At 67.0% G+C, this 22,285-nt stretch carries 22 protein-coding genes; 9 read left to right on the forward strand and 13 right to left on the reverse strand.

The features are described from left to right. Nucleotide 1: 1 nt before the first annotated feature. The 4 genes from BCO18175_RS17760 to BCO18175_RS17775 all read right to left on the reverse strand — a co-directional run bounded on the left by BCO18175_RS17760 (nt 2) and on the right by BCO18175_RS17775 (nt 5,817). Nucleotides 2-2,590: a penicillin-binding protein 1A gene (locus BCO18175_RS17760; protein ID WP_174982856.1), complete on the reverse strand. Its 2,589-nt coding sequence runs from the start codon at nt 2,588-2,590 to the stop codon at nt 2-4. 174 nt (nt 2,591-2,764) lie between these two features. Continuing rightward, entirely contained in the window at nt 2,765-3,772 is a 1,008-nt protein-coding gene (gene lhpH, locus BCO18175_RS17765; protein ID WP_174913826.1) for a trans-3-hydroxy-L-proline dehydratase, read from the reverse strand. 64 nt (nt 3,773-3,836) lie between these two features. After that, on the reverse strand, nt 3,837-4,958 hold the full coding sequence (locus BCO18175_RS17770) for a branched-chain amino acid ABC transporter substrate-binding protein (RefSeq protein WP_174913823.1): 1,122 nt from the start codon (nt 4,956-4,958) through the stop codon (nt 3,837-3,839). 121 nt (nt 4,959-5,079) lie between these two features. Next, entirely contained in the window at nt 5,080-5,817 is a 738-nt protein-coding gene (locus BCO18175_RS17775; protein WP_174982857.1) for a FadR/GntR family transcriptional regulator, read from the reverse strand. A 263-nt stretch (nt 5,818-6,080) separates the two neighbouring features. Between BCO18175_RS17775 and lhpI the strand changes: the two genes are divergently transcribed. From lhpI to BCO18175_RS17790, 3 genes are all read left to right on the forward strand, one after another. Next, nucleotides 6,081-7,016: a bifunctional Delta(1)-pyrroline-2-carboxylate/Delta(1)-piperideine-2-carboxylate reductase gene (gene lhpI / locus BCO18175_RS17780; protein WP_174982859.1), complete on the forward strand. Its 936-nt coding sequence runs from the start codon at nt 6,081-6,083 to the stop codon at nt 7,014-7,016. Nucleotides 7,017-7,182: 166 nt separating this feature from the next. Continuing rightward, complete coding sequence (locus BCO18175_RS17785; protein ID WP_174913814.1) at nt 7,183-7,587, forward strand: response regulator transcription factor; 405 nt, start codon at nt 7,183-7,185, stop codon at nt 7,585-7,587. Nucleotides 7,588-7,603: 16 nt separating this feature from the next. Continuing rightward, nucleotides 7,604-8,383: a helix-turn-helix domain-containing protein gene (locus tag BCO18175_RS17790; protein WP_174982861.1), complete on the forward strand. Its 780-nt coding sequence runs from the start codon at nt 7,604-7,606 to the stop codon at nt 8,381-8,383. Between the two features lie 60 nt (nt 8,384-8,443). Here the strand turns inward: BCO18175_RS17790 and BCO18175_RS17795 are convergent, their stop codons facing one another. From BCO18175_RS17795 to BCO18175_RS17820, 6 genes are all read right to left on the reverse strand, one after another. Then, the gene (locus BCO18175_RS17795; RefSeq protein ID WP_174982863.1) at nt 8,444-8,794 is read right to left on the reverse strand and encodes a metal ABC transporter ATPase; all 351 of its coding nucleotides are present in this window, start codon (nt 8,792-8,794) and stop codon (nt 8,444-8,446) included. A gap of 155 nt (nt 8,795-8,949) precedes the next feature. Beyond that, nucleotides 8,950-9,189, reverse strand: a complete 240-nt coding sequence (locus BCO18175_RS17800; protein ID WP_089497012.1) for a UDP-glucose 4-epimerase — start codon at nt 9,187-9,189, stop codon at nt 8,950-8,952. A 22-nt stretch (nt 9,190-9,211) separates the two neighbouring features. Next, the gene (locus tag BCO18175_RS17805) at nt 9,212-9,502 is read right to left on the reverse strand and encodes a DUF1488 domain-containing protein (RefSeq protein ID WP_174913805.1); all 291 of its coding nucleotides are present in this window, start codon (nt 9,500-9,502) and stop codon (nt 9,212-9,214) included. A gap of 138 nt (nt 9,503-9,640) precedes the next feature. Next, nucleotides 9,641-10,039: a DUF488 domain-containing protein gene (locus BCO18175_RS17810; protein ID WP_174982865.1), complete on the reverse strand. Its 399-nt coding sequence runs from the start codon at nt 10,037-10,039 to the stop codon at nt 9,641-9,643. A 161-nt stretch (nt 10,040-10,200) separates the two neighbouring features. Beyond that, nucleotides 10,201-11,403: an amino acid aminotransferase gene (locus BCO18175_RS17815; RefSeq protein ID WP_174982867.1), complete on the reverse strand. Its 1,203-nt coding sequence runs from the start codon at nt 11,401-11,403 to the stop codon at nt 10,201-10,203. 45 nt (nt 11,404-11,448) lie between these two features. Then, nucleotides 11,449-12,834, reverse strand: coding sequence for an amino acid permease (locus BCO18175_RS17820; RefSeq protein WP_174913796.1), 1,386 nt, complete (start codon nt 12,832-12,834; stop codon nt 11,449-11,451). Nucleotides 12,835-13,150: 316 nt separating this feature from the next. Here BCO18175_RS17820 and BCO18175_RS17825 point away from each other — a divergent pair, with 316 nt between their 5' ends. Further along, nucleotides 13,151-13,624 (forward strand): Lrp/AsnC family transcriptional regulator, encoded by a 474-nt coding sequence (locus BCO18175_RS17825; protein WP_011355274.1) that lies wholly within the window; start codon nt 13,151-13,153, stop codon nt 13,622-13,624. Nucleotides 13,625-13,663: 39 nt separating this feature from the next. On the opposite strand, the gene BCO18175_RS17830 is transcribed toward BCO18175_RS17825, so the two are convergent. Beyond that, nucleotides 13,664-14,521: an EamA family transporter gene (locus tag BCO18175_RS17830; RefSeq protein ID WP_174982869.1), complete on the reverse strand. Its 858-nt coding sequence runs from the start codon at nt 14,519-14,521 to the stop codon at nt 13,664-13,666. A 403-nt stretch (nt 14,522-14,924) separates the two neighbouring features. On the opposite strand from BCO18175_RS17830, the gene BCO18175_RS17835 reads away from it, so the two are divergent. Both BCO18175_RS17835 and BCO18175_RS17840 read left to right on the forward strand, forming a co-directional pair. Then, nucleotides 14,925-16,598 carry a phospholipase C gene (locus BCO18175_RS17835; protein ID WP_174982871.1) on the forward strand — a complete coding sequence of 558 codons (1,674 nt, stop codon included), beginning with the start codon at nt 14,925-14,927 and terminating at the stop codon, nt 16,596-16,598. 94 nt (nt 16,599-16,692) lie between these two features. Continuing rightward, on the forward strand, nt 16,693-18,114 hold the full coding sequence (locus BCO18175_RS17840) for a cytochrome-c peroxidase (protein WP_174982873.1): 1,422 nt from the start codon (nt 16,693-16,695) through the stop codon (nt 18,112-18,114). Nucleotides 18,115-18,322: 208 nt separating this feature from the next. Here BCO18175_RS17840 and BCO18175_RS17845 read toward each other — a convergent pair whose 3' ends face one another. Then, the gene (locus tag BCO18175_RS17845; protein WP_174982875.1) at nt 18,323-18,775 is read right to left on the reverse strand and encodes a type VI secretion system amidase immunity protein Tai4; all 453 of its coding nucleotides are present in this window, start codon (nt 18,773-18,775) and stop codon (nt 18,323-18,325) included. Then, a complete protein-coding gene (locus tag BCO18175_RS17850; protein ID WP_174969925.1) occupies nt 18,772-19,272 on the reverse strand; it encodes a type VI secretion system amidase effector protein Tae4 in 501 nt (166 codons plus the stop codon). Before BCO18175_RS17850 ends, BCO18175_RS17845 begins: the two co-directional genes overlap by 4 nt. A 297-nt stretch (nt 19,273-19,569) precedes the next feature. Between BCO18175_RS17850 and BCO18175_RS17855 the strand changes: the two genes are divergently transcribed. The 3 genes from BCO18175_RS17855 (at nt 19,570) to BCO18175_RS17865 (ending at nt 22,125) form a co-directional block, all read left to right on the forward strand. Then, the gene (locus tag BCO18175_RS17855; RefSeq protein ID WP_174913778.1) at nt 19,570-20,280 is read left to right on the forward strand and encodes a GntR family transcriptional regulator; all 711 of its coding nucleotides are present in this window, start codon (nt 19,570-19,572) and stop codon (nt 20,278-20,280) included. A gap of 70 nt (nt 20,281-20,350) precedes the next feature. Next, nucleotides 20,351-21,157, forward strand: coding sequence for an SDR family oxidoreductase (locus tag BCO18175_RS17860; protein ID WP_174982877.1), 807 nt, complete (start codon nt 20,351-20,353; stop codon nt 21,155-21,157). A 35-nt stretch (nt 21,158-21,192) separates the two neighbouring features. Next, nucleotides 21,193-22,125, forward strand: a complete 933-nt coding sequence (locus BCO18175_RS17865) for a 3-keto-5-aminohexanoate cleavage protein (protein WP_174982879.1) — start codon at nt 21,193-21,195, stop codon at nt 22,123-22,125. Nucleotides 22,126-22,285: the final 160 nt, after the last annotated feature.

Here is a 22,285-nt window from a genome sequence, read left to right on the forward strand (position 1 = left end):
GTTACTGCGAAGTGCCGGTTGCGTCGGGCGCGGCCGGCACGGGCGCCTGGGACGGTGCGGCCGAAGGGGCGGCAGCCGGTGCGGCGCCAAATCCCGCGCTGCTTCCGCCCGCCGCGCTCGCCCCCGCTGGCGGCTGCGCGGGCTGCGGTTGCGACGCACCCGCCGACAGCGCGGCGGCCGACGCGGCCACTTCTGACGCCGGCACCCATTCCTCGACGATACCGCCCGATGCCGCTTCGGGCGCCGATGCCGCCGACGCGGCCGAGGCCACGCCTGCGTCGGCCTCGGGTGCACGTTCCACCCGCTGGGTCCTGACCGGCACGGGCGCCTTCTTCGACTCGGGCGGGAACCACGTGTCGAACAGATCCGTCACGCGTTCGCGCAGCGACGCGAACCAGCCCGGCGACGGCTCGGTATCGAATTTCATCTTCGTGTCGACGATCCGGGCGCGCTGCGCACGCTGGAAGAAATCGCCGACGATCGGCAGCGCACTGTGCGCGCCCTGCCCCCAGTAATCGCTGCGCAGCGTCACGCGGCCATCGTCGAAACCGACCCACGCACCGGCAACGAGGCCGGGCTGCATCAGGATGAACCAGCCGTCCGCATTGTCCTGCGTCGTGCCCGTCTTGCCGGCCACGTCGCCACGGATCCCGAAGCGCGTGCGGATGCTGCCGCCCGTGCCGCGCGTCACGACATCGCGCATCACGCTGAGCAGCGTCTTGTCGGTTTCAGCGTCGAGCGCGCGCTCGGGCGGCGCCGGCGCGTATTCGGCGAGCACGTCGCCCTGGCGGTTCTCGATGCGCGTCACCATCTGCGGCTCGACATACAGCCCGCCGTTCGCGATGGTCGCGTACGACGCGACCATCTCCTTCAGCGTGACCGGGCTCGTGCCGAGCGCGAGCGACGGCACGCGTTCGAGCGGGCTTTCGCGCACGCCCATGTCACGTGCGAGCCTTGCCACGGAAGCCGGCCCGACCTTCTCCATCACCTGCGCGGTGATCCGGTTACGCGACAGCGCGACCGCGTCGCGCAGCGTCATCGGCTTGCCGGTCGGCGGCACGTCGTCGTTCGGCCGCCAGATCTCGCCGCCCTTCAACGGGATCTCGACCGCTTGGTCGATGAATGTGTCGTCCGGCGTCATCCCGTTCGCGAACGCCACGCCATAGACGAACGGCTTGAACGTCGAGCCCGGCTGGCGCCGCGCCTGCGCGACGTGGTCGAACGGCTCGTTGGTGAAGTCGCGGCTGCCGACCCACGCGCGGATCTGCCCGTCACGCGGATCGATCGCGAGGAAGCCGGCCTGCACGTCGGTCTTCGTCTTGCACAGCGCGCGCAAGAAACCACGGTCGGCCGCGAGCAGCTTCATCGCGGCCGCGTCGTCCTTGCCGGCGTCCTGCGCGGCCTTGTATTCGGGCGACTCGCGCATGAAGGTGCGGAACACCTCGTTGTCGGTGCCGCAGCCGTCGCGGCCGCTCCACGCGTTATTCGCGATGCCCTGCAGCTGGTTGCCCTGCAGCGTGAGCGCCTGCGTCGCCATCTGCTGCAGCCGCGAGTCGATCGTCGTGCGCACGATCAGCCCGTCCGAGTAGATGTTGTAGTCGTTGCGGTCGGCCCACGCGATCAGCCATTTGCGCAGCTGCTGCGCGAAATGCGGCGCGGGCCCCGGCGGTTCCTTCTGGCGCTCGAAGTCGATCCGCAGCGGCCGGCGCTGCAACTGCGCGAACTGCGCGGGCGACAGCTTGCCGTACTTCACCATCTGGCCGAGCACCGTGTTGCGCCGCTGCAGCGCACGCTCGGGATTCAGCACCGGGTTGTAGTAGCTGTTGCCCTTCAGCATGCCGACGAGCGTCGCGCTGTCGAGCACGTCGAGCTCATCGGCCGACTTGTCGAAATAGGTGCGCGCGGCCATCTCGACGCCGTACGCGTTGTACAGGAACGGCACCGTGTTCAGGTAGGTCTCGAGGATCTGGTCCTTGCTGTAGACGGCCTCGATCTTCAGCGCGGTGATCGCCTCCTTCACCTTGCGCGTGAGCGTCGGCGCACGGCCGATCTCGTCCGGATACAGGTTGCGCGCGAGCTGCTGCGTGATCGTCGAGCCGCCCTGGCGGCTGCCCGAGAACGTATGGAGCGCGGCCGACGCCGTGCGCTTCCAGTCGAGGCCGTGGTGCTCGTAGAAACGGTGATCCTCGGTCGCGATCAGCGCGTCGACCATGTGCGGCGAGATCTGCTTGAGCGGCACCCACTCGCGGTTCGACGGCTTGAATTCGGCCAGCAGCTTGCCGTCGGCGGACAGCACCTGCGCGGGCTGGTCGACGCGCGCCTTGCGGATGTCGCCGATGCCCGGCGTGAACGGGATGAGCACGACCACGTAGACCACGAACAGCGCCGGCACGGCGGCGCCGGCAAGCAGCACGCCGCGGCGCGTCGGGTGACGGACATGGTGCCACGCGGTGGCGGCGAGAGGCTTGACCCGCGCGACGGCGGCAGCCGCGACGGGTTGGGCGCGCGCGACCCATCTGGCACAGAAGTCACGCACTGACGACACGTTTCGGCGATTCACGCGGGTGGAGCTCGGCTGAAAAGGGTGCATCGTACCAAACTCGCGCGGCCCGCCGGACTGCGATGGCGTGGCGGCGGCACACACGGCGCGGCCGCGCGGCGGTTCACACGCAAAAAAGGCGCGCGCCCCGCAACGGGAACGACGCGCCAAGCCTGGTACTACAAACGGGAGGCCGCGCCACGCGCAGCCGATCGGCGCAGTAACTCAGCGCACGAGAAAACCGTAGGTCAGCGGATCGCGTTCGTCGACGATCCAGTTCGCGAACCCGCAGATATGCGCGCTGCCCTCCACCTCCGGAATCACGGCCGGGATGTCGCCGACCGTCGTTTCGCGCAGCACGCGCCCCTTGAAGACCGTGCCGACGATCGATTCGTTGACGAGCGTGTCGCCGGCCGCAAGCAGCCCGCGCTGGTAGAGCTGTGCGACCCGGCCGCCGGTGCCGGAACCCGTGGGCGAGCGGTCGACCTCGCGATCCGCGAACACGCAGCAGTTCGCCTGCGTCGAGCCCGGGTGGCGCGGCGCGTTCGCGATGATCGTGCCGTAGATGTGGTTGATTTCCGGAATCTCCGGATGCACGACCGGGTACTTCGCGTTCGCGGCGGCCTTCACTTCCGCGCCGAAGCGAATCAGCTTTTCCACCGCCGCTTCGCGCACCGGCAGGTCGAACGGCGCGCCGTCGACGTAGAAATAGAACGCACCGCCGTACGCGATGTCGCCCGTCACCGTGCCGAACGACGGCGTCTCGACCGACACGTCGCGCTGCCAGATGAACGACGGCACGTTGACGAAGCGCACGGGCCCCGCATGCTCGCCGTCCCACTTGACGAACGCCTCGATGAAGCCGCACGGCGCGTCGATGCCGACCCGCGTTTCCGGCACCGTGCGCTGCACCCAGCCGAGCTCGACGGCCGCGGTCGACAGTGCGATCACGCCGTGCCCGCAATGGTCGCTGTAGCCTTCGTTGTGCACGAAGATCACGCCGAAATCGGCATTCGGCGACACGGGCTCGGTCAGGTAACCGCCGTACATGTCGGCGTGGCCGCGCGGTTCGAACATCAGCGCGCGGCGGATCTCGTCGGCGTTTTCCTTGAGCCACGCGCGGCGCTGGACGATCGTGGCGCCGGCCGCGCGCGGCAGCCCGCTCGTGACGATGCGGAACGCTTCGCCACCCGTGTGGACTTCGACGGTGGAAAGGGATCGGGAAATTTTCATGGTCGAGCGAAGGGGTTAAACGAAGAACGGCGGCCGCGCCGCCGTCCGATGGCAGGCCGGCCGGTTACTTCGCGTACGGTTCCGGCAGGCCGTTGCGGATCACGTAGACGCTGGTCGGCGCGCCCTTCAGGTCGCCGTTCGCGTCGAACGAATAGGTGCCCGCGACGCCCGCATAGTTCGACTTCGCCAACTGCGCGATCAGCTTCGCCTTGTCGGTGGTCGTACCGGCCTTGACCATCGCATCGGCGAGCAGCTTCATCCCGTCGTAGTAGTTCACGCCGTAGACCTGCGTATCGGTGTGATACGTGTCGTGGTACTTCTTCAGGAATTCCCGGCCGGCCGCCGTCTTCTCGAGCGCGACGCCGCCCTGCGCGCAGTAGACGATCGACGCCGCGTCGCCCGCGACCTTGCCCATGTCGGCCGAGCAGATGCCGTCGCCGCCGAGCAGCTTCGCGCGCAGACCGCGCTGCTTCATCTGCTTGGCCATCGGCGCGCCTTGTGCCGCATAGCCGCCGAGGAAGATCACGTCCGGGTTGCTGGCCTTGATCTTGGTGAGAATGCCGAGGAAGTCGGTGGCCGACGAATTCGTGAATTCCTGGTCGACGATCTTGATCCCGTTCGCCTTCGCGACGTTCATGAACTGCTCGGCAACGCCCTGCCCGTACGCGGTGCGATCGTCGATCACGGCGGCGGTTTTCGCGTTCAGCGTCTTCGCGGCGAAGGTGGCCATCGTGCCGCCGAGCTGTTCGTCGCTCGCGCCGATCCGGAAGATGTTCTTGAAGCCCTGCTTGGTCAGCGCCGGGTTCGACGCAACCGGCAGCATCGGCACGCCGGCAGTCGAGTACACGCGCGATGCCGGAATCGCGACGCCCGAGTTGTACGGGCCAAGCACCGCGACGACGCCCTTGTCGACGAGATTCTGGGCAACCTGCACGCCGGCCTTCGGGTCGGCCTGGTCGTCGTCGGAAACCAGTTTGAAGGTGACGGTCTTGCCGGCGACCTTGATGCCGGCCTTGTTGAGTTCGTCGACGGCCAGGCGCGCGCCGTTTTCATTGTCCTTGCCGTTCGCGGCCTGCGGGCCGGTCAGCGGCGCCGAATGGCCGATCATCACGACTTCCTGCGCGTGCGCGGAAGTCAGCGCGCCGGCGGCGATGGCCACCGAGAGCGCGGTAACGAGGTGTCGCATGATGTCTCCTGATTGGTTTTGTGTGAAACCAATGTAGGACACGCGTGGTCACCATGCAAGCAATTTCAAAATAAAAACTTCGATTCTGGTCATTTTTCAGACCAGAACGAGCCTGACGTTGTCACTTCGGCGTGATGTCGCGCCGCACGCGGCGGATGTGCTGCTCGACATAGAACGCCGCCGCGTCAGCGTCGCCCGACACGATCGCCTCGTAGATCAGCCGGTGTTCGGACACGTAGAGCCGGATCCGGCCCGAGTCGTAGATGCCGTCGTCCTTCAGCCGCTTCCACAGCGGCTGGTCCATCGTCTTCGCGACTTCGTCCGCGATCTTCACGATCAGCGCGTCGCCGGTCATCAGCGCGAGCTGCCGGTGGAACAGCCGGTCGCTCTCGTTCCACAACGCGCGCTGATGCGGATCGTCGACGTCGGTAATGGTTTCCATCTGGGCCAGATAGCGTTCGGCGCCCGGGTCGGCACGGCCGTGCGCGGCCGCGAGGCGTGCGATCGCGGGCTCCAGGATCAGCCGCACGTCGAGCGTCGACGTCGGGCTGAAATCGGGTTCGGATGCGCGGTGCGTGTCGCCGCGATGCGCGAGCACGTCGAGCGGCGACGCGACGACGTAGGTGCCCGAATTGCGCTTCGTGAACACGAGCCCTTCGTTCTGCAGCGCGCCGAGCGCTTCGCGCACGGCCGGCCGGCCGACCTGGAACAACCCCGCGAGTTCGCGCTCGGACGGCAGCCGCGACTCGGCGGCATAGCGCCCGGCGCGGATCTCGTCGCGGATCTTCTCGGCCACCTGCTCGTAGATCTGCAGCGGCCTGAAACCGCCTTCGAGTGTGTCGGGACGCGCGGACATCATCGTATGGCTCCTGCCCGGTCGCGGGCGTGAATCTGGAATGGGTTCGCACTATACCGGAGCGCGCCGGCATCGAGGCCATGGCGCCCCTTCTGGACAGATATTAGAACCAAAAATGGCGAGGCGCTTTATTTTCTGGGTTGCGGGTGGGCCAGCAAGTGGTATAGATTCGATCCACACTGCCTTGTGTCACGGTATCCGGCAGCCCTGTGGCGGGCGCGGCATGCGCCCGTCGTCCACGCTCACCGACGCATGCGACGTACACGATGACCGCTCTTTCCCCGATTCCCGTTTTCGATGCGGCCGACACGGCCGCGCTGCTCGACTACCCGGCGCTGCTCGCCACGCTCAGGCAGGCCGTCGCCGACTATGCGGCGGGCGAGATCGTCAGCCCCGAACGCCTGGTCGTGCCGCTGCAGGCCGGCGGCGTGATGCTGTCGATGCCGTCGAGCGCGCGCGATCTCGCGACCCACAAGCTCGTCAACGTGTGCCCCGGCAACGGCGCGCGCGGGCTGCCGACGATCCTCGGCCAGGTGACCGCATACGACGCGACCACCGGCGAGATGCGCTTCGCGCTCGACGGCCCGACGGTCACCGGACGCCGCACGGCGGCCATCACCGCGCTCGGCATCCAGGCGCTGCACGGCGCCGCCCCGCACGACATCCTGCTGATCGGCACCGGCAAGCAGGCGGCCAATCACGCGGAAGCGCTCGCCGCGATCTTTCCCGAAGCACGCCTCCACGTGCGCGGCACGAACGCCGACAGCGTGGCCGCCTTCTGTGCCGCACACCGCGCGCAAGCGCCGCGTCTCGTCCCGCTCGACGGCGACGCGATTCCCGATGTGATCGATGTCGTCGTGACGCTGACGACGAGCCGCACGCCCGTCTATCGCGAAGCCGCGCGCGAAGGCCGGCTCGTGGTCGGCGTCGGCGCGTTCACCGCGGACGCGGCCGAGATCGACGCGAACACGGTGCGCGCCAGCCGGCTGGTCGTCGACGATCCGGCCGGCGCGCGCCACGAAGCGGGCGACTTGATCGTCGCGCAGGTCGACTGGCAGCACGTCGCGTCGCTCGCCGACGTGCTGGGCGGCGCATTCGACCGCAACGGGCCGCTGCTGTTCAAGAGCGTCGGCTGTGCGGCATGGGATCTCGCCGCGTGCCGCACGGCGCGCAATGCACTGGCCGCGCGCCGGGCCGGCTGACCCGGCAGCCCCCCTTCAGCCGCGCTCGCGGCACCATCACCTCGAAGCCGCTCCGGCGGTTTCCCGTACGCGTTGTAGGAATCGCCCTACAACGCGTCGCACCGGCCTACATCAACTTCCAATTCGGCCGATTTCATTTTCGGCGGCGCAACACGATACTGCCCGCATGAATGCCAGCCAGTTACCCGCCGCGCTCCGGGTGTTTCTCGTCGATCACGCCGTCGCCGTCAGGCAGCGGATCGCGCTGCTTGTCGGCGCGATCCGCGGCGTCGCCGTCGTGGGCGAAGCGGAAGACGGCCAGGACGCGTGGACGCATATCCGCAGCAGCCATGCGGATGTGGTGATCGTCGACCTGCGGCTGGCGGACGGCAGCGGTCTCGACCTGATCGGGACGCTGTCGAAGGCCGCGCCGCGCATCGTCACGATCGTGCTGACGAATCACTCGGCGCCGGCATTCCGAGAGGCATGCGCGTCGGCCGGAGCCGATTACTTCTTCGACAAGACTGTCGAATTCGACGCCGCATGCCGTGTCATCGAATCCCTGGTGCACGCTCGCGCGCACCGCCCCTGACGAGCCGGAGTGACTCATGTCCACAGCCACCACCTGCGCCGCCGACGTATCCATCACGCCTCGGCCGACGATTCCGCTTCGCGCGGTCACGCGTGCCGACGCCGCCAAACATCCCGCCGCGCGCTGCTCGGTGTGCGCAATGCGCTCGATGTGCCTGCCGCCGCACCTGACCGCGGCCGAATACGGCCGCCTCGACGCGATCATCTGCACGACCCGGCAGGTGCGCCAGGGCGACGCGCTGTTCCGCACCGACGATCCGTTCCAGAGCATCTATGCGGTACGCGCGGGTTCGTTCAAGACGGTGATGATGCATCGCGACGGCCGCGAGCACGTGACGGGCTTCCAGATTGCCGGTGAAACGCTCGGGATGGACGGCATCGGCGGCGGCCAGCACTGCTGCGACGCGATCGCGCTCGAAGACAGCGTCGTGTGCATCATCCCGTTCGGCGCGCTCGAAGCAGCCTGCCGCGAGATCAAGCCGATGCAGCACTTCCTCTACCAGATGCTGAGCAGCGAGATCGTCCGCGAATCGAGCCAGATGCTGCTGCTCGGCACGATGTCGGCCGAGCAGCGCGTCGCGCATTTCCTGCTGAACCTGTCGTCGCGCTTCGAGGCGCGCGGCTATTCGGCGACGGAATTCAACCTGCGGATGACGCGCGAGGAAATCGGCTGCTTTCTCGGGATGAAGCTCGAAACCGTCAGCCGGATGTTCTCGCGGTTCCATCGCGAAGCGCTGGTCGAAACGCGCGGCAAGCGCGTGCGCATCATCGACTCGCAAGCGCTCGCACGGGTCTGACGGAACAAGGCCAGGACTACGTCTGGCGGCGTGCGCGGCCCCGGCCCCGCGCGCGATGCATCATCGCACCGCGCCGCCGGTCGCCGCGTCGCGCAGCCCCACCCTTGCACCGCCCGCCTGGCACGCGATCAGCGCCTGTTCGGCCTGCCTGAACGCGCGGCACAGCACATCGTCCACATCGTTGCCGACGCACGGCGGCAGCGGCCAGAGTGCGGTGTCGTGCATCACGAGGTCGAGCCGCACGTCGTACTCGCGTGCGCCATCGGCTGCGGCTCGCGATTCGATCGCGAGGTGGCAGCCGGCAATCAGCGTGCGAAACCGTTCGAGCCGCACCAGCTGCGCGCCGGCTTCGGCTTCGACCGCGGCGGAACCCGCGAATCCAAGGCAGGCGATCTGCATGCCCACGCCCATGTCGTGTCTCCTGACGGGGCCGCCCGCTCGTCGACCGCCTTGCATGTGCCGCCCGCACCGAAAGGCGGCGGCACGTGTTACCCGTGGCACGGCGCGATTTCTTCGATCGCTGCCCGGCCGATAGTCTGCCCGCGCCTTCGTCGGCGCGGGATCGTTCATACGTTGAAGGTCTGCGACGTCTTCATCTCGATCCACGTCATGCCGGCCCGCAGCCCTTCGATCATCGCCTCGCGCTCGGTTGGATACGCATGGCTGTGCTCGAACGTGTGATGAAAACGCGCGGCACCACTGCCATGCTCGACCGACACACGGCAGCGGAATTCGCCCGATTCGCACGGGCGCGTCTCGACTTCGACGGACCAGTCGCGTTCGTGAATGTTGCCCTGCAGTGTCATGCACCCTCCTGGGGCTGGGGTATCAGTCTCCGAGCCGGAAGTGGCCGCTGTGCAGCAGCACCGGCCGGCCGCCGATTTCCTCGAGCATCCGTCGCGCCATCGCCTCGATCGCCGACCTGTGCGCCTCGAACGCAGCCAGCAGGTCGCGTTCGAGCAGCGACGGCGCGCCGAAATGATCTTCCAGCGCCTCGGCCGTGACCGCGCACTGTACGCAACGCCCGTCGACCAGTGCCGAAAACGCCACGACCAGGTCGCGTGCGCAATATTCGGGTGGTTCCGGCGGGAAGGCAATCTGCATCTGTCCGCCTGTCATCGTCGTGATCGCTCCATGACAAGAGCATAGTGGCGCGCGCGCCCGCACGCTTGACCCACGTCAACCGGTTCGCTGCGCCGCACGATCACGGCGCGGCAGCATGCCGGCGCGGCTGTACGACGCCGCGTCGGCCCGCTTTCAGCCCGCGTCGGGCTCGATCGCCGCGCCGCGCTCCGCGAGCAGCTCGCGCAGCACGCTGCGGTGGCAATGACGCTCGTCTTCGCAGTAACAGCCGATCGAGAACGCGGTGGTCGCCGACAGCGCCGCCAGCAGGTCCAGCACCTTCGGCGCGTCGCCATGCGCCATCTCCGCGCGGAAGTGGCGCTTGAACGCGTTCCATTCCGCATCGGTTTCGGCGGCCTGCGCCCGCGCAACGAGTTCGGGGCTCGGCGACAGCGTCGGCAACCATACATCATAGTAGTTGCGCGACGCGAATTCCGCCTTCGGCACACCGCGCGGCGGCCGCCGTACCGTTCCGATCCGCAGGCCTTCGCCGGCCGCGCGCGGCGTGCCGAGCTGGATGATCCGGATGCCCATGTCGCTCCTTCCGAGTTGCGTCAGATTCTGTGATCGTACCCCCGCGCCTGCCCCCGCGTCAGCCGGGTGGCGCACATTGCGCCGCATAATAAAAAACCGGCTGCTCCCTTGCGGGAGACAGCCGGTTCGGCCAGTCGCGTTGCGCGCGGGGCGCGCCGCGATCAGACGCCGCTCTTCAGCACCTTGCCGATTGCGTCCGCGACGATGGCGACGTTCGAGTCGTTCAGGCCCGCGACGCACATCCGGCCCGAACGCAGGATGTACACGCCGTGCACTTCGCGCAACGCGTCGACCTGCGATTCGGTCAGGCCCGTGTACGTGAACATCCCGCGCTGCTTCACGTAGCGCGTCAATGCCTCGCCGCTGACGTGGTCGCGCAGGCCGTCATGGATCGACTGGCGCATCCGCGCGATGCGGCGGCACATCGCCGACAGTTCCTCTTCCCACTGCTTGCGCAGCGCAGGGGTGCCGAGCACGGCCGCCACGACCTTCGCGCCGTAGGTTTGCGGGTTGCTGTAGTTCGAGCGCACGGCGCCGGCCAGCTGGCCGAGCACGCGGTCGGCCGCGGCGGCGTCCTCGCAGACGACGCTCAGGCCGCCCACGCGCTCGCCGTACAGCGAGAAGTTCTTCGAGAACGAGTTCGCGACCAGCGCCGGCACGCCGCGACGGGCCAGTTCGCGCACCGCGAATGCGTCCGCGTCAAGGCCCGCGCCGAAGCCCTGGTAGGCCATGTCGACGAACGGCAGCAGCCCGCGCGCCTCGATCACGTCGATCAGCTTCTCCCACTGGCCTTCGTCGAGGTCGACACCGGTCGGGTTGTGGCAGCACGCGTGCAGCAGCACGATGCTGCGCGCCGGCAGCGCGTCGATCGCCGCGAGCATCGCGTCGAACTTCAGGCCGCCCGTCGCCTCGTCGTAGTACGGGTACGTGTTCACCGTGAAGCCGGCGCGCTCGAAGATGAAGCGGTGGTTTTCCCAGCTCGGGTCGCTGAGCCATACCTGCGATTCCGGGAAGTAACGCTTCAGGAAATCGGCGCCCACCTTCAGCGCGCCGGAACCGCCGAGCGTTTGCAGCGTCGCGATGCGGCCGGCCGCGCGGGCCGGGTGATCGGCGCCGAACACGAGCGCCTGCACGGCGTCGCGATACGCGGCCAGGCCGACCATCGGCAGGTACGGCTTCGCGCTGCTGTCGCGCTGCAGCGCGGTTTCGGCTTCGCGCACGGCACCCATCACCGGAATCCGGCCTTCGGCGTCGAAGTAGATGCCGATGCTCAGGTTGACCTTCTGGTCGCGCGGATCTTTCTGGAAGTTCTCGTTGAGCGTCAGGATCGGGTCGCCCGGGTACGCGTCGATGTGTTCGAACATGGCTATGTCGGTCTCGTTTGGAAGAATGATCGGTCTTGGCCTGCGTCAGCGTGCGGATGCGCCGTCGTGCACCGCGTAGCCTGCATTCTTCTGACGGAAGCGATACCCGACCGCGAGCACCGCGAGCCATACCGGGATCAGGTACACCGACAGGCGGAGATCCGGCGTCAGGTACATCACGACGAGAATGCCGGCCATGAATGCCAGGCACAGGTAATTCGTGAAAGGATAGCCCAGACTGCGGAAGGAAGTCTCCTCCCCGGCTGCACGCTTGGCCTGGCGGAACTTCAGGTGGATCAGCGTGATCATCGCCCAGTTGATGATCAGCGCCGACACGACGAGGCCCATCAGCACCTCGAACGCCTTGCCCGGCATGAAGTAGTTGACCAGCACGCACACGCCGGTCGCGAGCGCCGACGCGCCGAGCGCGGCGAGCGGAATGCCGCGCTTGTTCACCGAGCACAGCACCTTCGGCGCGTTGCCCTGCTTCGCGAGGCCGAACAGCATCCGGCTGTTGCTGTACACGCCGCTGTTGTAGACCGACAGCGCGGCCGTCAGCACGACCACGTTCAGCACGTTGGCCACCAGGTTGCTGCTCATCGCGTGGAAGATCAGCACGAACGGGCTGCCGCCGGTGACGACCTTTTCCCACGGATACAGCGACAGCAGCACGGCGAGCGCGCCGATGTAGAAAATCAGGATGCGGTAGATCACCTGGTTGGTCGCGCGCGGAATGCTGCGCTTCGGATCGTCGGCCTCGGCCGCGGTGATGCCGATCAGCTCCAGCCCGCCGAACGAGAACATGATCGCGGCCATCGACATCACGAGCCCCGACACGCCGTTCGGGAAGAAGCCGCCGTGCTGCCACAGGTTCCGGACACTCGCCTCCGGCCCCGCATGGCCGCTCGCGAGCAGCCAGCCGCCGAAGCCGATCATCCCGACGATCGCGGCGACCTTGATGATCGAGAACCAGAATTCCGTCTCGCCGTACGACTTCACGCTTGCCAGGTTGAGCAGGTTGATCGCGACGAAGAACACCAGTGCCGACACCCAGGTCGGCACGCCGGGCCACCAGTACTGCACGTAGATCCCGACGGCCGACAGCTCGGCCATGCTGACGAGGATGTACAGCACCCAGTAGTTCCAGCCCGACAGGAAGCCGGTGAAGTGGCCGACGTACTTGTTGGCGAAGTAGCTGAACGAGCCGGCGACGGGCTCGTCGACGACCATCTCGCCGAGCTGGCGCATGATGAAGAACGCGACGATGCCGGCCACCCCATAGCCGAGCAGCACGGACGGGCCGGCCATCTTGATCGTCTGCGCGATGCCGAGGAACAGCCCCGTGCCGAGCGCGCCGCCGAGCGCAATCAGCTGGATGTGCCGGTTCTTCAGCCCGCGCTTCAGGCCGTCGCTCTCGTTTCCAGAAACCATGTCTTCTCCACTCTGTCCGCCTCCGCCTGAAGCGGTGCGGCGCGCCTCGGTGTGCCGGGCGCTGTTTTGCTGTGCCGGGGCCGTTCGTGGAGCCGCCGGGTTGGGGACTGCAATCTTCGCGTGGCGGCGCCCGATTCGCGTCGGCGTGCCCGCCAGACCGGCTGCCGACTGTCGCCGCGCCGCATTGCTGCGTTCGCACACGAAAATCCGGCGTCAGTTTAGCGTCGCGACGGCGAAATCGGGTTTCGTAACCCGTTCATGCAAACCCTACATTATGAGATAAGATTGCATCCAGGAGACAAACGAGGAAACAAAAATGCATGAACCGGTTCTGGATCGCCTCGATCGCCATCTGCTATCGATCCTGCAGGAGAACGGCCGCGCGTCGAACCTCGATCTGGCGAAGGCCGTCGGCCTGTCGCCCGCGCAGACGCTGCGCCGCCACCGGCGGCTGGAGGAGATCGGCGCGATCCGTCGCTACGAAACCCGGTTGTGCCCCGACACGCTCGGTTTCGGCGTCACCGCTTTCGTGCACGTGACGATGGAGCGCGGGCATATCCGCGACCTGTCGAAGTTCCAGAAACTGGTGTCCGATCTCGCGCAGATCCAGGAGTGCTTCTCGGTGACGGGCGACATCGACTATGTACTGAAGGTCGTCGCGCACGACCTGAAAGGCTTGTCGCGATTCCTGCTCGAGACGCTGATGCGCATTCCCGGCGTGAGCGGCGTGCATTCGAGCGTGTGCCTCGACGAGATCAAGTGCACGAGTGCGATGCCGGTTGAGGCCTGAGGTGGCGGGCCGGGCGCCCGACCCACCCGGCCGGCCCGCTCACCGCACCGCTTCAAACGCACTGATCAACAACGCCCCTGCCGCGATCACCGCGCAACCGGCCGCCCGGCGCGGCGTCAGCCGCTCGCCGAGATACACGCGTGCGATCAGCGCCGCGAACACCACGCTCGTTTCGCGCAGCGCCGATACCGGCCCCATCGGCGCGCGATCCATCGCCCAGATCACGATGCCGTACGCGAGCGCCGCGAATACGCCGCCGCACGCCGCCTTCGCGGTTTCGCCGACATCCTGCGTCAGCCGCAGCGGCCCCGCCCGCAGCCGGTAGTACGCGGCCATCATCGCGCCCGTCAGCACGAACATCCACGCGGTATAGCCGACCGTGTTGCCGCTTTCCCGCACACCGATCCCGTCGACCACGCTGTAGGCTGCGATCGACACGCCGGTCGCGAACGCGGTGGGCAGCACCTGCATCATCCGGTGCTTCGCGCCGCGCCCGCGTTCCAGGCCGATCGCCAGGATGCCCGCGCAAATCAGCACGAGCCCGCATTGCGCGCCGGCATTCAGGTGCTCGCCCGCGAACGCCGCCGCGCCGAGCGTGACGAGCAGCGGCGCGGTGCCGCGCGCGACCGGGTACGCGACGGTCAGGTCGCCGTGCTCGTATGCGCGCACCAGCAGCAGCGTATAGACGACGTGCAGTACAGCCGACGCGACGACATAGAGCCAGCTCGCAGGCGTGATCGGCGCCGCTGCCGGCAGGAACAGCAGCGCGAACAGCCCGATCGCGATCTGCAGCACCGTGGCCGACCGCAGCCGGTCGCCGCTGCTGCGGACGAGCGCGTTCCATGACGCATGCAGGAACGCCGCACACAGAACCGCAAACAGAACGGGAATCGGCACGTTGAATACTCACTGACGGTCGGCCACGCGGAATCGTCGCCGCAGGGCGTTCATCGTATGAATCCGTCATCCGATTGTCAAAAAGCTGGCGCAGCGCAGCACCGCGCGCAAACCAGCCGACCCCGCCCTTTCGCCCGCCCCGCGCGGGATCCGCGGCAGCGGCCCCGCGCGCAGCCGTATGTGACGCAAAAGTGGCGGGCGGTCTGCCCCTTTCCGTTCTCTTTCGCCCGGCATTCCGCCGTAATGAAATCGATACCGCAGCGCAACCATCGCGAAATCACTCCGTCCCCATATCTTCATACGCGACTGTTTCAATGCGCGTGCTCTCTCACGAGCTCCGCGCCGAACCGACACGGCGACGGGGCCGCTCTCCACCATCGAAGACCTTACCTGGAGTTTCCCGATGTTCCGTCAAGCCTTGCTCGTCACCGCCTGCGCAGCCGCAGCGCTGGCGCTGTTCGCCTGCGGCGGCAGCGACGACCCCACGTCGACGCCTGCCGTGTCGTCGCAGGATGCGCTGCAGACCGCCACGCCGATCAAGCACGTCGTCGTGATCTACGGTGAAAACATCTCGTTCGACCACTACTTCGGCACCTACCCGAACGCGACGAACCCGTCGGGCGAACCGGCGTTCACCGCCAAGTCCGGCACGCCGACGCCCAACGGCCTGACGGGCACGCTGCTCACCGCGAACCCGAACTTCACGAACACGGCCAACGGCACCGACGCGGCGAACCCGTTCCGCCTCGACCGCACGCAGGCCGCGACCGCCGACCAGAACCACGCGTACACGGCCGAGCAGCAGGCCGAGGACAACGGCCTCGCCGACCTGTTCCCGAAATACACCGGCAAGGGCTCGTCCGGCGGCGCCGGCGCGTTCGGCACGAAGGGCCAGGTGATGGGCTACTTCGACGGCAACACCGTGACCGCGCTGTGGAACTACGCGCAGCGCTTCGCGATGAGCGACAACATGTACACGACGTCGTATGGCCCGTCGACGCCGGGCGCGCTGAACGTCATCTCGGGGCAGACCAACGGGATGCAGATCGTCAAGACGTCGGCACAACCGTCGACGCTCGCGAAGAGCTCGTACTACATCAATGACGGCCAGGGCGGCTTCACGATGATCAACGACGTCGACCCGGGCTTCGACGTGTGCTCGAGCACGACCGACCAGGCGATGATGTCGGGCAAGAACATCGGCGACCTGTTGAACGGCGCGAAGATCACGTGGGGCGGCTTCATGGGCGGCTTCAACCTGTCGACGACGAACGGCAACGGCACGACGGGCTGCAGCCGCAGCACGGTCGCCACCGCCGTGAACGCCGCGACGTCGGACTACATCCCGCACCACAACTGGTTCCAGTACTACGCGTCGACCGCGAACCCGCAGCACACGCGCCCGAGCTCGGTCGCGGCGATCGGCTCGAGCCTCCAGACGGACGGCAAGACCACCGAACCGGCGAACCACCAGTACGACACGGACGACTTCTTCGCGGCCGTGAAGGCCGGCAATTTCCCGTCGGTCAGCTACCTGAAGGCCCCGGCCGCACAGGACGCGCACGCCGGCTATTCGGATCCGCTCGACGAGCAGGCGTTCGTGACGAAGGTCGTCAACTTCCTGCAGCAGCAGCCGGACTGGCAGAACACGGCCGTGATCGTCACCTATGACGACTCGGACGGCTGGTACGACCACGTGTACACGGCGCCGACCCGCGCGTCGTCGGACCCGGTCGACCAGGTCAACGGCAGCGGCAAGTGCGGCACGGGCGGCACCACCGGCGTGAACGGCGCGACCGTGAACGGCCGCTGCGGCCCGGGCGTGCGTATTCCGCTGATCGTGATCTCGCCGTACGCGAAGCAGAACTACGTCGACCACACGATGATCGACCAGTCGTCCGTCGTGCGCTTCATCGAGGACAACTGGCTCGGCGGCCAGCGCATCGGCGGCGGTTCGTTCGATGCGACGGCGGGCGACCTGCGCGCGCTGTTCGACTTCACGTCGAAGCCGAACACGACGCCGCTGTATCTCGACCCGACGCTCGGCACGGCATTGAGCGCGGCACCGGCGATCTGACCGGTATTGCATGACCGCATGGCCGGCGCATCACGCGCCGGCCGTTTCCGTTTAACGCGCCGCTTCGTGCAGCGCCCGATTTTCGACCGACAGCATGACAGCTCGCCCCGCGTTCCCGTCTCCCGACACCACCGGCAACCGCGCGCCGCGCACGCCATCCCGCCTCCTGCGCCGCGCGGCGTTCGTGATCGGCGCCGCCGTGCTCGGCTATGGCGCGTACGCGATCGCGTTCCCCGCGCATGTGCCCGCGGCGATCGGCACCGTCGTCGCCGACTGGACGGGCGCGAATCCGCATCCGGTCGTGCTGCAGCGGCCCGCCGCGCAGCCGCTGTCAGCGGTCGCGCAGCTCGGGCGTGCGCTGTTCGCCGATCCGTCGCTGTCCGCGTCGGGCAAGCAGTCGTGCGCGTCGTGCCACAGCCCCGATCATGCGTACGGCCCGCCGAACGCGCTCGACGTGCAGCCGGGCGGCCTCGCGATGACGCAACAAGGCTATCGCCCGCCGCCGTCGCTGATGTACCTGTATCGCCAGCCGAACTTCAGCATCGGCCCCGATGCCGGTGAAAACGACGCCGCACCGAGCGTCGCGCAACAGGCCGCGTCGGCGGCCGGTGTCGTGAAGGCGCAGAAGGTGGCCGGCACGTCGGCCGCGCCGCAGCTCGTGCCGCAGGGCGGGATGTTCTGGGACGGCCGTGCCGATACGCTGCAGCAGCAGGCGTTCGGCCCGCTGCTGAACCCGGTCGAGATGGCGAACGCGAGCATCGACGACGTCGCGCGCAAGCTCGCGCAGTCATCGCACCGCGCGCAGCTCGAGCAGCTGTTCGGTGCGCGTGTGTTCGACAGCCCGCAGCTCGCTGTGTCGGAGGCAATGTTCGCGATCGCGCGCTATCAGGTGGAGGATCCGTCGTTCCACCCGTACAACAGCAAGTACGACCGCTGGCTCGAAGGCCGTGCGCGCCTCACGCAGGCCGAGTTGCGCGGGCTGCGCCTGTTCAACGATCCGGACAAGGCGAATTGCGCGGGCTGCCACCTGTCGAAACCCGGCAAGGACGGGCTGCCGCCGATGTTTACCGATTACCAGTACGAGGCGCTCGGCGCGCCGCGCAACAAGGAACTGGTGCAGAACCGCAACCCGGCGTTCTACGATCTCGGCGTGTGCGGGCCGTTCCGCGACGACCTGAAGGACCAGACGCAGTATTGCGCGATGTTCCTGACGCCGACGCTGCGCAACTCGGCCACGCGCCGGGTGTTCTTCCACAACGGCGTGTTCCACACGCTCGACCAGGTGATGGCGTTCTATAACGAGCGCAGCATCTCGCCGCAGAAGTTCTATTCGCGCGGCGCGGACGGCAAGGTCGACGAGTACGACGACATCCCGCCGAAATATCGTGCGAACGTCGACGTGACCGATGCGCCCTTCGATCGCAAGCCGGGCGACAAGCCCGCGATGACGGCGCAGGATATCAAGGATATCGAAGCGTTCCTCGGCACGCTGAACGACGAGCCGGTGCGGCACTGAGTGCCGGTTGAGCGCCGCGCCGCGTCTTGTCAGCGGCGCGCGCGGATGCAAGCGAAAGACGGCGGCTCCGCGTGGAGCCGTTCCGGCGCGGTCTTCATCCCTTGCTGGCGGCTTCGGTTCGATGAACCGGTTGAGCCGCCTACCTCCGTCGTCCACCACGCTCGGGATGTCGGTGGCGGTCACCGCCAGGCCTCGACGCCGGACATCACTACTGTCGCATCAGCGAATTCTCCGCCCGATACGTGTTGTTCGGGCGCAACACGAGTTTCCTTGCTACTGCGTCCAGTTCCTTGCCGTGGTAAAGGTCAACGCATTTCAGGAAGTCGAACTTCACATCCCCGACCTCCGTTTCGACAACCGGATTGCGGTAATCGCGCGCAAGATACTTCGCCACCAGCGCGTGAACGGCGTCAGGCGCACGCTCCATGTTGTAGTAGGTCCAGTCGCGCAACGCACTGATGCTGCTGCCGATATCCTTGCTCGCGCCGGGCTCCTGCTTGTAAGCGGTAGCCAGGCACTCAGCCAGCACCATATCCTTGAAGTTCTGGATGTAAGTCCGTGAGCCGGCTTCGGGCGACACTTGCGCTGCATCCTTTGCCCACACGATCGCAGATTGAAGCGCGACGCACGCCGACATGACAGCGATCCAGGCTCTCCTCATGACAGACTCCAGAAATTTGCGCGATCGGTACGATACCGCGCGCCCGGTTCGTTGAAATAGCAATGGTCATAACACGTACGCCCGTTGAACAGCGTGGCGTGGCCCTGCGCATCGCTCCACCCCGACACCTCGAACAGGATGACGCCTTGTCGGCCCGCCACTGCCCCTCCGTTCGACGGCGGGTACTTGACACCCTCCGCCTTCCCCCACCGTTGCTCGAGAAAGCGAATCAAGTCCCGGACACGAAAGAAGTATTGCCGACTGTCTCCGCCCGATACCGTTTGCCCGGGGATTCGCGGCATCACCATACCGGCTTCGCCGAGGATATAGCTCATTCTCACCGCACACGTGTTACTCCATCGCTCTGTCGAACTTGGATTGTTGACGTTCTTCTCGACATATCCGCCTATCACTTTTGCAACGCGCGCACCGGAGTTCGCCGGATCGTAAATTCGCTGAGATGCCGCCCATGCAACGGCAAATGACGGTCGTTTCACCCTGACTCCTTGTTGTTGAAATCAATTCGGCTGGAGGAGACGCATCGGAAAAATCGCAACTGCACGACGTTTTGGAATTCCCCCGAGACCCTCGAACCAGCACGTCATCATGCATGAATCGAAAGTATTTAGTAATGTATTGCGCCTTTCCTGGCACCTGTCTGCGAGCCGTTTCGCATCGCCTCCCTCTCGTTTTCCCCAATCCCGTTCGACTTGACTCGACTCCCTCGATCGTCAACACTTCGCACATCCACAGTGTGATCACAGATCGCAGATCAAACCCAGGAGAACCCGGTTTTGGCACCTCGTATCGTTCCGCCCGCACTGAAAGCCATCGAACAGGAAACGATGGCCGACAAGGTCTACCAGCAACTGCGCGAAGCGCTGATGAGCGGCCGTTTCGCGCCCGGCCAGGCGTTGAGCCTGCGCAGCGTCGCGGAGGCCGTCGGCTCGTCGACGATGCCCGTGCGCGCCGCACTCACGCGGCTGCGCGCCGAGCGCGCGTTGGTCGATGGCCCGAACCGTGCGCTCGTCGTGCCCCCGATGACGCTCGACATGCTCGACGAGCTGCGCGACGTGCGGATCGCACTCGAAGGCTGCATTGCCGAACGCGCCTGCGCTCGAATGACCGGCGCGCAGATTGCCGCCGTGCGCAAGACCTGCGAAACGATGCAGGCGCACGTCGAGGCCGGCCGCTCGCGCGCTTACCTGCAAAGTAATTTCGCGTTCCACAGCGCGATCTACGCGCACGGCGCAAGCGAAAGCACCCTCGCGATCGTCGAGAACCTGTGGATGCGCGTCGGGCCGTTCCTCAACATGGTCGCACTCGACATCCCGCACATGCGGCGCTCGATGGATGCGCACCGCGCAATCGTCGACGCGCTCCAGCGACGCGACTGCGCGGGCGTGCGGGCCGGCATCGCGCTCGACATCGGCGGAGCCGCGCACGATCTTGCGGAGACGCTGCGGGCCGAACAGACGCCGCGAACCGTGAACGCCAAGCCGTAGCGACCGCTTGCCGCGGGCGCCCGATCACGTGCGGCCGCCATCCCGATACCAACAATGGAGACAACCCGGCATGACAGCTTCCGACCTGCTGAAACCCTATGACGGCCTGCGCGTTCTCGTGACCGGAGGTGCATCGGGCATCGGCCTCGAAATCGCCGACGCCTTCGCCGAATGCGGCGCGCGTGTGCATGTCTGCGATGCATCGCAAGCCGCGATTGCGGCGCTCGCGGACCGGCCACCACGCGCCAAGGCCGTCGCGATCAGCGCGACGCTGGCCGACGTATCCGACCCGGCCGCCGTCGAACAGGTGTTCGCCGACGTAACGTCCAGGCTCGGCGGCCTCGACGTGCTGGTCAACAACGCGGGCATCGCCGGCCCCACCGGCGGCATCGATGAAATCGACCCCGTGCAGTGGGAGCAAACCGTCGCGATCAACCTGAACGCGCAATTCCAGTTCGCGCGCCGCGCGGTGCCGCTGCTGCGCGACTCGAAACACGGCGGCGCGATCATTGCGATGTCATCGGTGGCGGGCCGGCTCGGATATGCGTTCCGCACGCCCTACGCGGCGACCAAGTGGGCCGTGGTCGGCCTCGTGAAGAGCCTCGCGATCGAACTTGGGCCGCTCGGCATCCGCGTGAACGCGATCCAGCCCGGCATCGTGCGCGGCCCGCGGATGCGCCGCGTGATCGACGCGCGTGCGCAGCAGCTCGGCGTCGGTTACGACGAGATGGAGAAGCGCTACCTCGAGAAGATTTCGCTGCGGCGCATGACCGACCCGGCCGAGATCGCCGCAACCGCGCTATTCCTGTGCTCGCCGGGCGGGCACGGGATCACCGGGCAGGCGATCTCCGTCTGCGGCAATGTCGAAGTGCTCTGACGCCTCCCTTATCGCTCCCCGAGAGGAACCCACCCGTGGCAAACGCTCGCAAAGTCATCATCACCTGTGCGCCCACCGGCGCGATCCACACGCCTTCGATGTCGCCGTATCTGCCCGTGACGCCGCACGAAATCGAGACCGCCGCCGTCGCGGCCGCGCAGGCCGGCGCAGCAATCCTGCACCTGCACGCACGCAATCCGTCCGACGGCAAGCCGACGCAGGATCCGGCCGTGTTCGCCGAATTCCTGCCACGCATCAAGGCGCAGACCGACGCGGTGATCAACCTCACGTCGGGCGGCAGCCCGCACATGACGGTCGACGAACGGCTGCAGCCCGCACTGCATTTCCAGCCCGAGGTCGCGTCGCTGAACATGGGCTCGATGAACTTCGGGCTGTACCCGATGCTCGAGCGCTTCCGCGAGTTCAAGCATCCGTGGGAACGCGAACATCTCGAGAAGAGCCGCGACCTCGTGTTCAAGAACACCTTCGCCGACATCGAGACGATCCTCACGCGCTGCGGCGCGAACGGCACGCGTTTCGAATTCGAGTGCTACGACATCTCGCACCTGTACAACCTCGCTCATTTCATCGACCGCGGACTCGCGAAGCCGCCGTTCTTCGTGCAAAGCGTGTTCGGCCTGCTGGGGGGCATCGGCGCCCATCCGGAGGACCTGATGCACATGCGCCGCACGGCCGACCGCCTGTTCGGCAGCGATTACGTGTGGTCGATCCTCGGCGCCGGCCGAAACCAGATTCCGCTCGCGACGATCGGCGCTGCGCAAGGCGCGAACGTGCGCGTCGGGCTCGAGGATTCGCTGTGGATCGCGCCGGGCAAGCTCGCTGAATCGAGCGCCGCGCAGGTACTGAAGGTGCGGCAGGTGCTCGAAGGCCTGTCGCTGGAAATCGCGACGCCGGCCGAGGCGCGCGCGATGCTCGCACTCAAGGGCGGTGACGCGGTGAATTTCTGATCGCCGGGTAGCCCCCAACACCAGGATCCGCAAGCGCAGTGACAAGGCACCGGCCCGAGCCGGCCGGCGCCAGGACGCCCTTCATCGCCCCGCTCTCTTCGAGCGCCGCCGGCGCGGCTCCGTCGTCTGCCCATCCGCTGCGCATGTCGCAGCGGTATCT

The sequence above is a fragment of the Burkholderia lata genome, from assembly GCF_902499335.1.
In the GTDB taxonomy this organism is placed as follows: Bacteria; Pseudomonadota; Gammaproteobacteria; order Burkholderiales; family Burkholderiaceae; genus Burkholderia; species Burkholderia lata_B.

What these genes read in the sequence shown, in the direction of transcription:
- BCO18175_RS17760 (WP_174982856.1), bottom strand. Translation starts at nt 2,590, where the DNA reads ATGCACCCTTTTCAGCCGAGCTCCACCCGCGTGAATCGCCGAAACGTG.
- lhpH (WP_174913826.1), bottom strand. Translation starts at nt 3,772, where the DNA reads ATGAAAATTTCCCGATCCCTTTCCACCGTCGAAGTCCACACGGGTGGC.
- BCO18175_RS17770 (WP_174913823.1), bottom strand. Translation starts at nt 4,958, where the DNA reads ATGCGACACCTCGTTACCGCGCTCTCGGTGGCCATCGCCGCCGGCGCG.
- BCO18175_RS17775 (WP_174982857.1), bottom strand. Translation starts at nt 5,817, where the DNA reads ATGATGTCCGCGCGTCCCGACACACTCGAAGGCGGTTTCAGGCCGCTG.
- lhpI (WP_174982859.1), top strand. Translation starts at nt 6,081, where the DNA reads ATGACCGCTCTTTCCCCGATTCCCGTTTTCGATGCGGCCGACACGGCC.
- BCO18175_RS17785 (WP_174913814.1), top strand. Translation starts at nt 7,183, where the DNA reads ATGAATGCCAGCCAGTTACCCGCCGCGCTCCGGGTGTTTCTCGTCGAT.
- BCO18175_RS17790 (WP_174982861.1), top strand. Translation starts at nt 7,604, where the DNA reads ATGTCCACAGCCACCACCTGCGCCGCCGACGTATCCATCACGCCTCGG.
- BCO18175_RS17795 (WP_174982863.1), bottom strand. Translation starts at nt 8,794, where the DNA reads ATGGGCGTGGGCATGCAGATCGCCTGCCTTGGATTCGCGGGTTCCGCC.
- BCO18175_RS17800 (WP_089497012.1), bottom strand. Translation starts at nt 9,189, where the DNA reads ATGACACTGCAGGGCAACATTCACGAACGCGACTGGTCCGTCGAAGTC.
- BCO18175_RS17805 (WP_174913805.1), bottom strand. Translation starts at nt 9,502, where the DNA reads ATGACAGGCGGACAGATGCAGATTGCCTTCCCGCCGGAACCACCCGAA.
- BCO18175_RS17810 (WP_174982865.1), bottom strand. Translation starts at nt 10,039, where the DNA reads ATGGGCATCCGGATCATCCAGCTCGGCACGCCGCGCGCGGCCGGCGAA.
- BCO18175_RS17815 (WP_174982867.1), bottom strand. Translation starts at nt 11,403, where the DNA reads ATGTTCGAACACATCGACGCGTACCCGGGCGACCCGATCCTGACGCTC.
- BCO18175_RS17820 (WP_174913796.1), bottom strand. Translation starts at nt 12,834, where the DNA reads ATGGTTTCTGGAAACGAGAGCGACGGCCTGAAGCGCGGGCTGAAGAAC.
- BCO18175_RS17825 (WP_011355274.1), top strand. Translation starts at nt 13,151, where the DNA reads ATGCATGAACCGGTTCTGGATCGCCTCGATCGCCATCTGCTATCGATC.
- BCO18175_RS17835 (WP_174982871.1), top strand. Translation starts at nt 14,925, where the DNA reads ATGTTCCGTCAAGCCTTGCTCGTCACCGCCTGCGCAGCCGCAGCGCTG.
- BCO18175_RS17840 (WP_174982873.1), top strand. Translation starts at nt 16,693, where the DNA reads ATGACAGCTCGCCCCGCGTTCCCGTCTCCCGACACCACCGGCAACCGC.
- BCO18175_RS17845 (WP_174982875.1), bottom strand. Translation starts at nt 18,775, where the DNA reads ATGAGGAGAGCCTGGATCGCTGTCATGTCGGCGTGCGTCGCGCTTCAA.
- BCO18175_RS17860 (WP_174982877.1), top strand. Translation starts at nt 20,351, where the DNA reads ATGACAGCTTCCGACCTGCTGAAACCCTATGACGGCCTGCGCGTTCTC.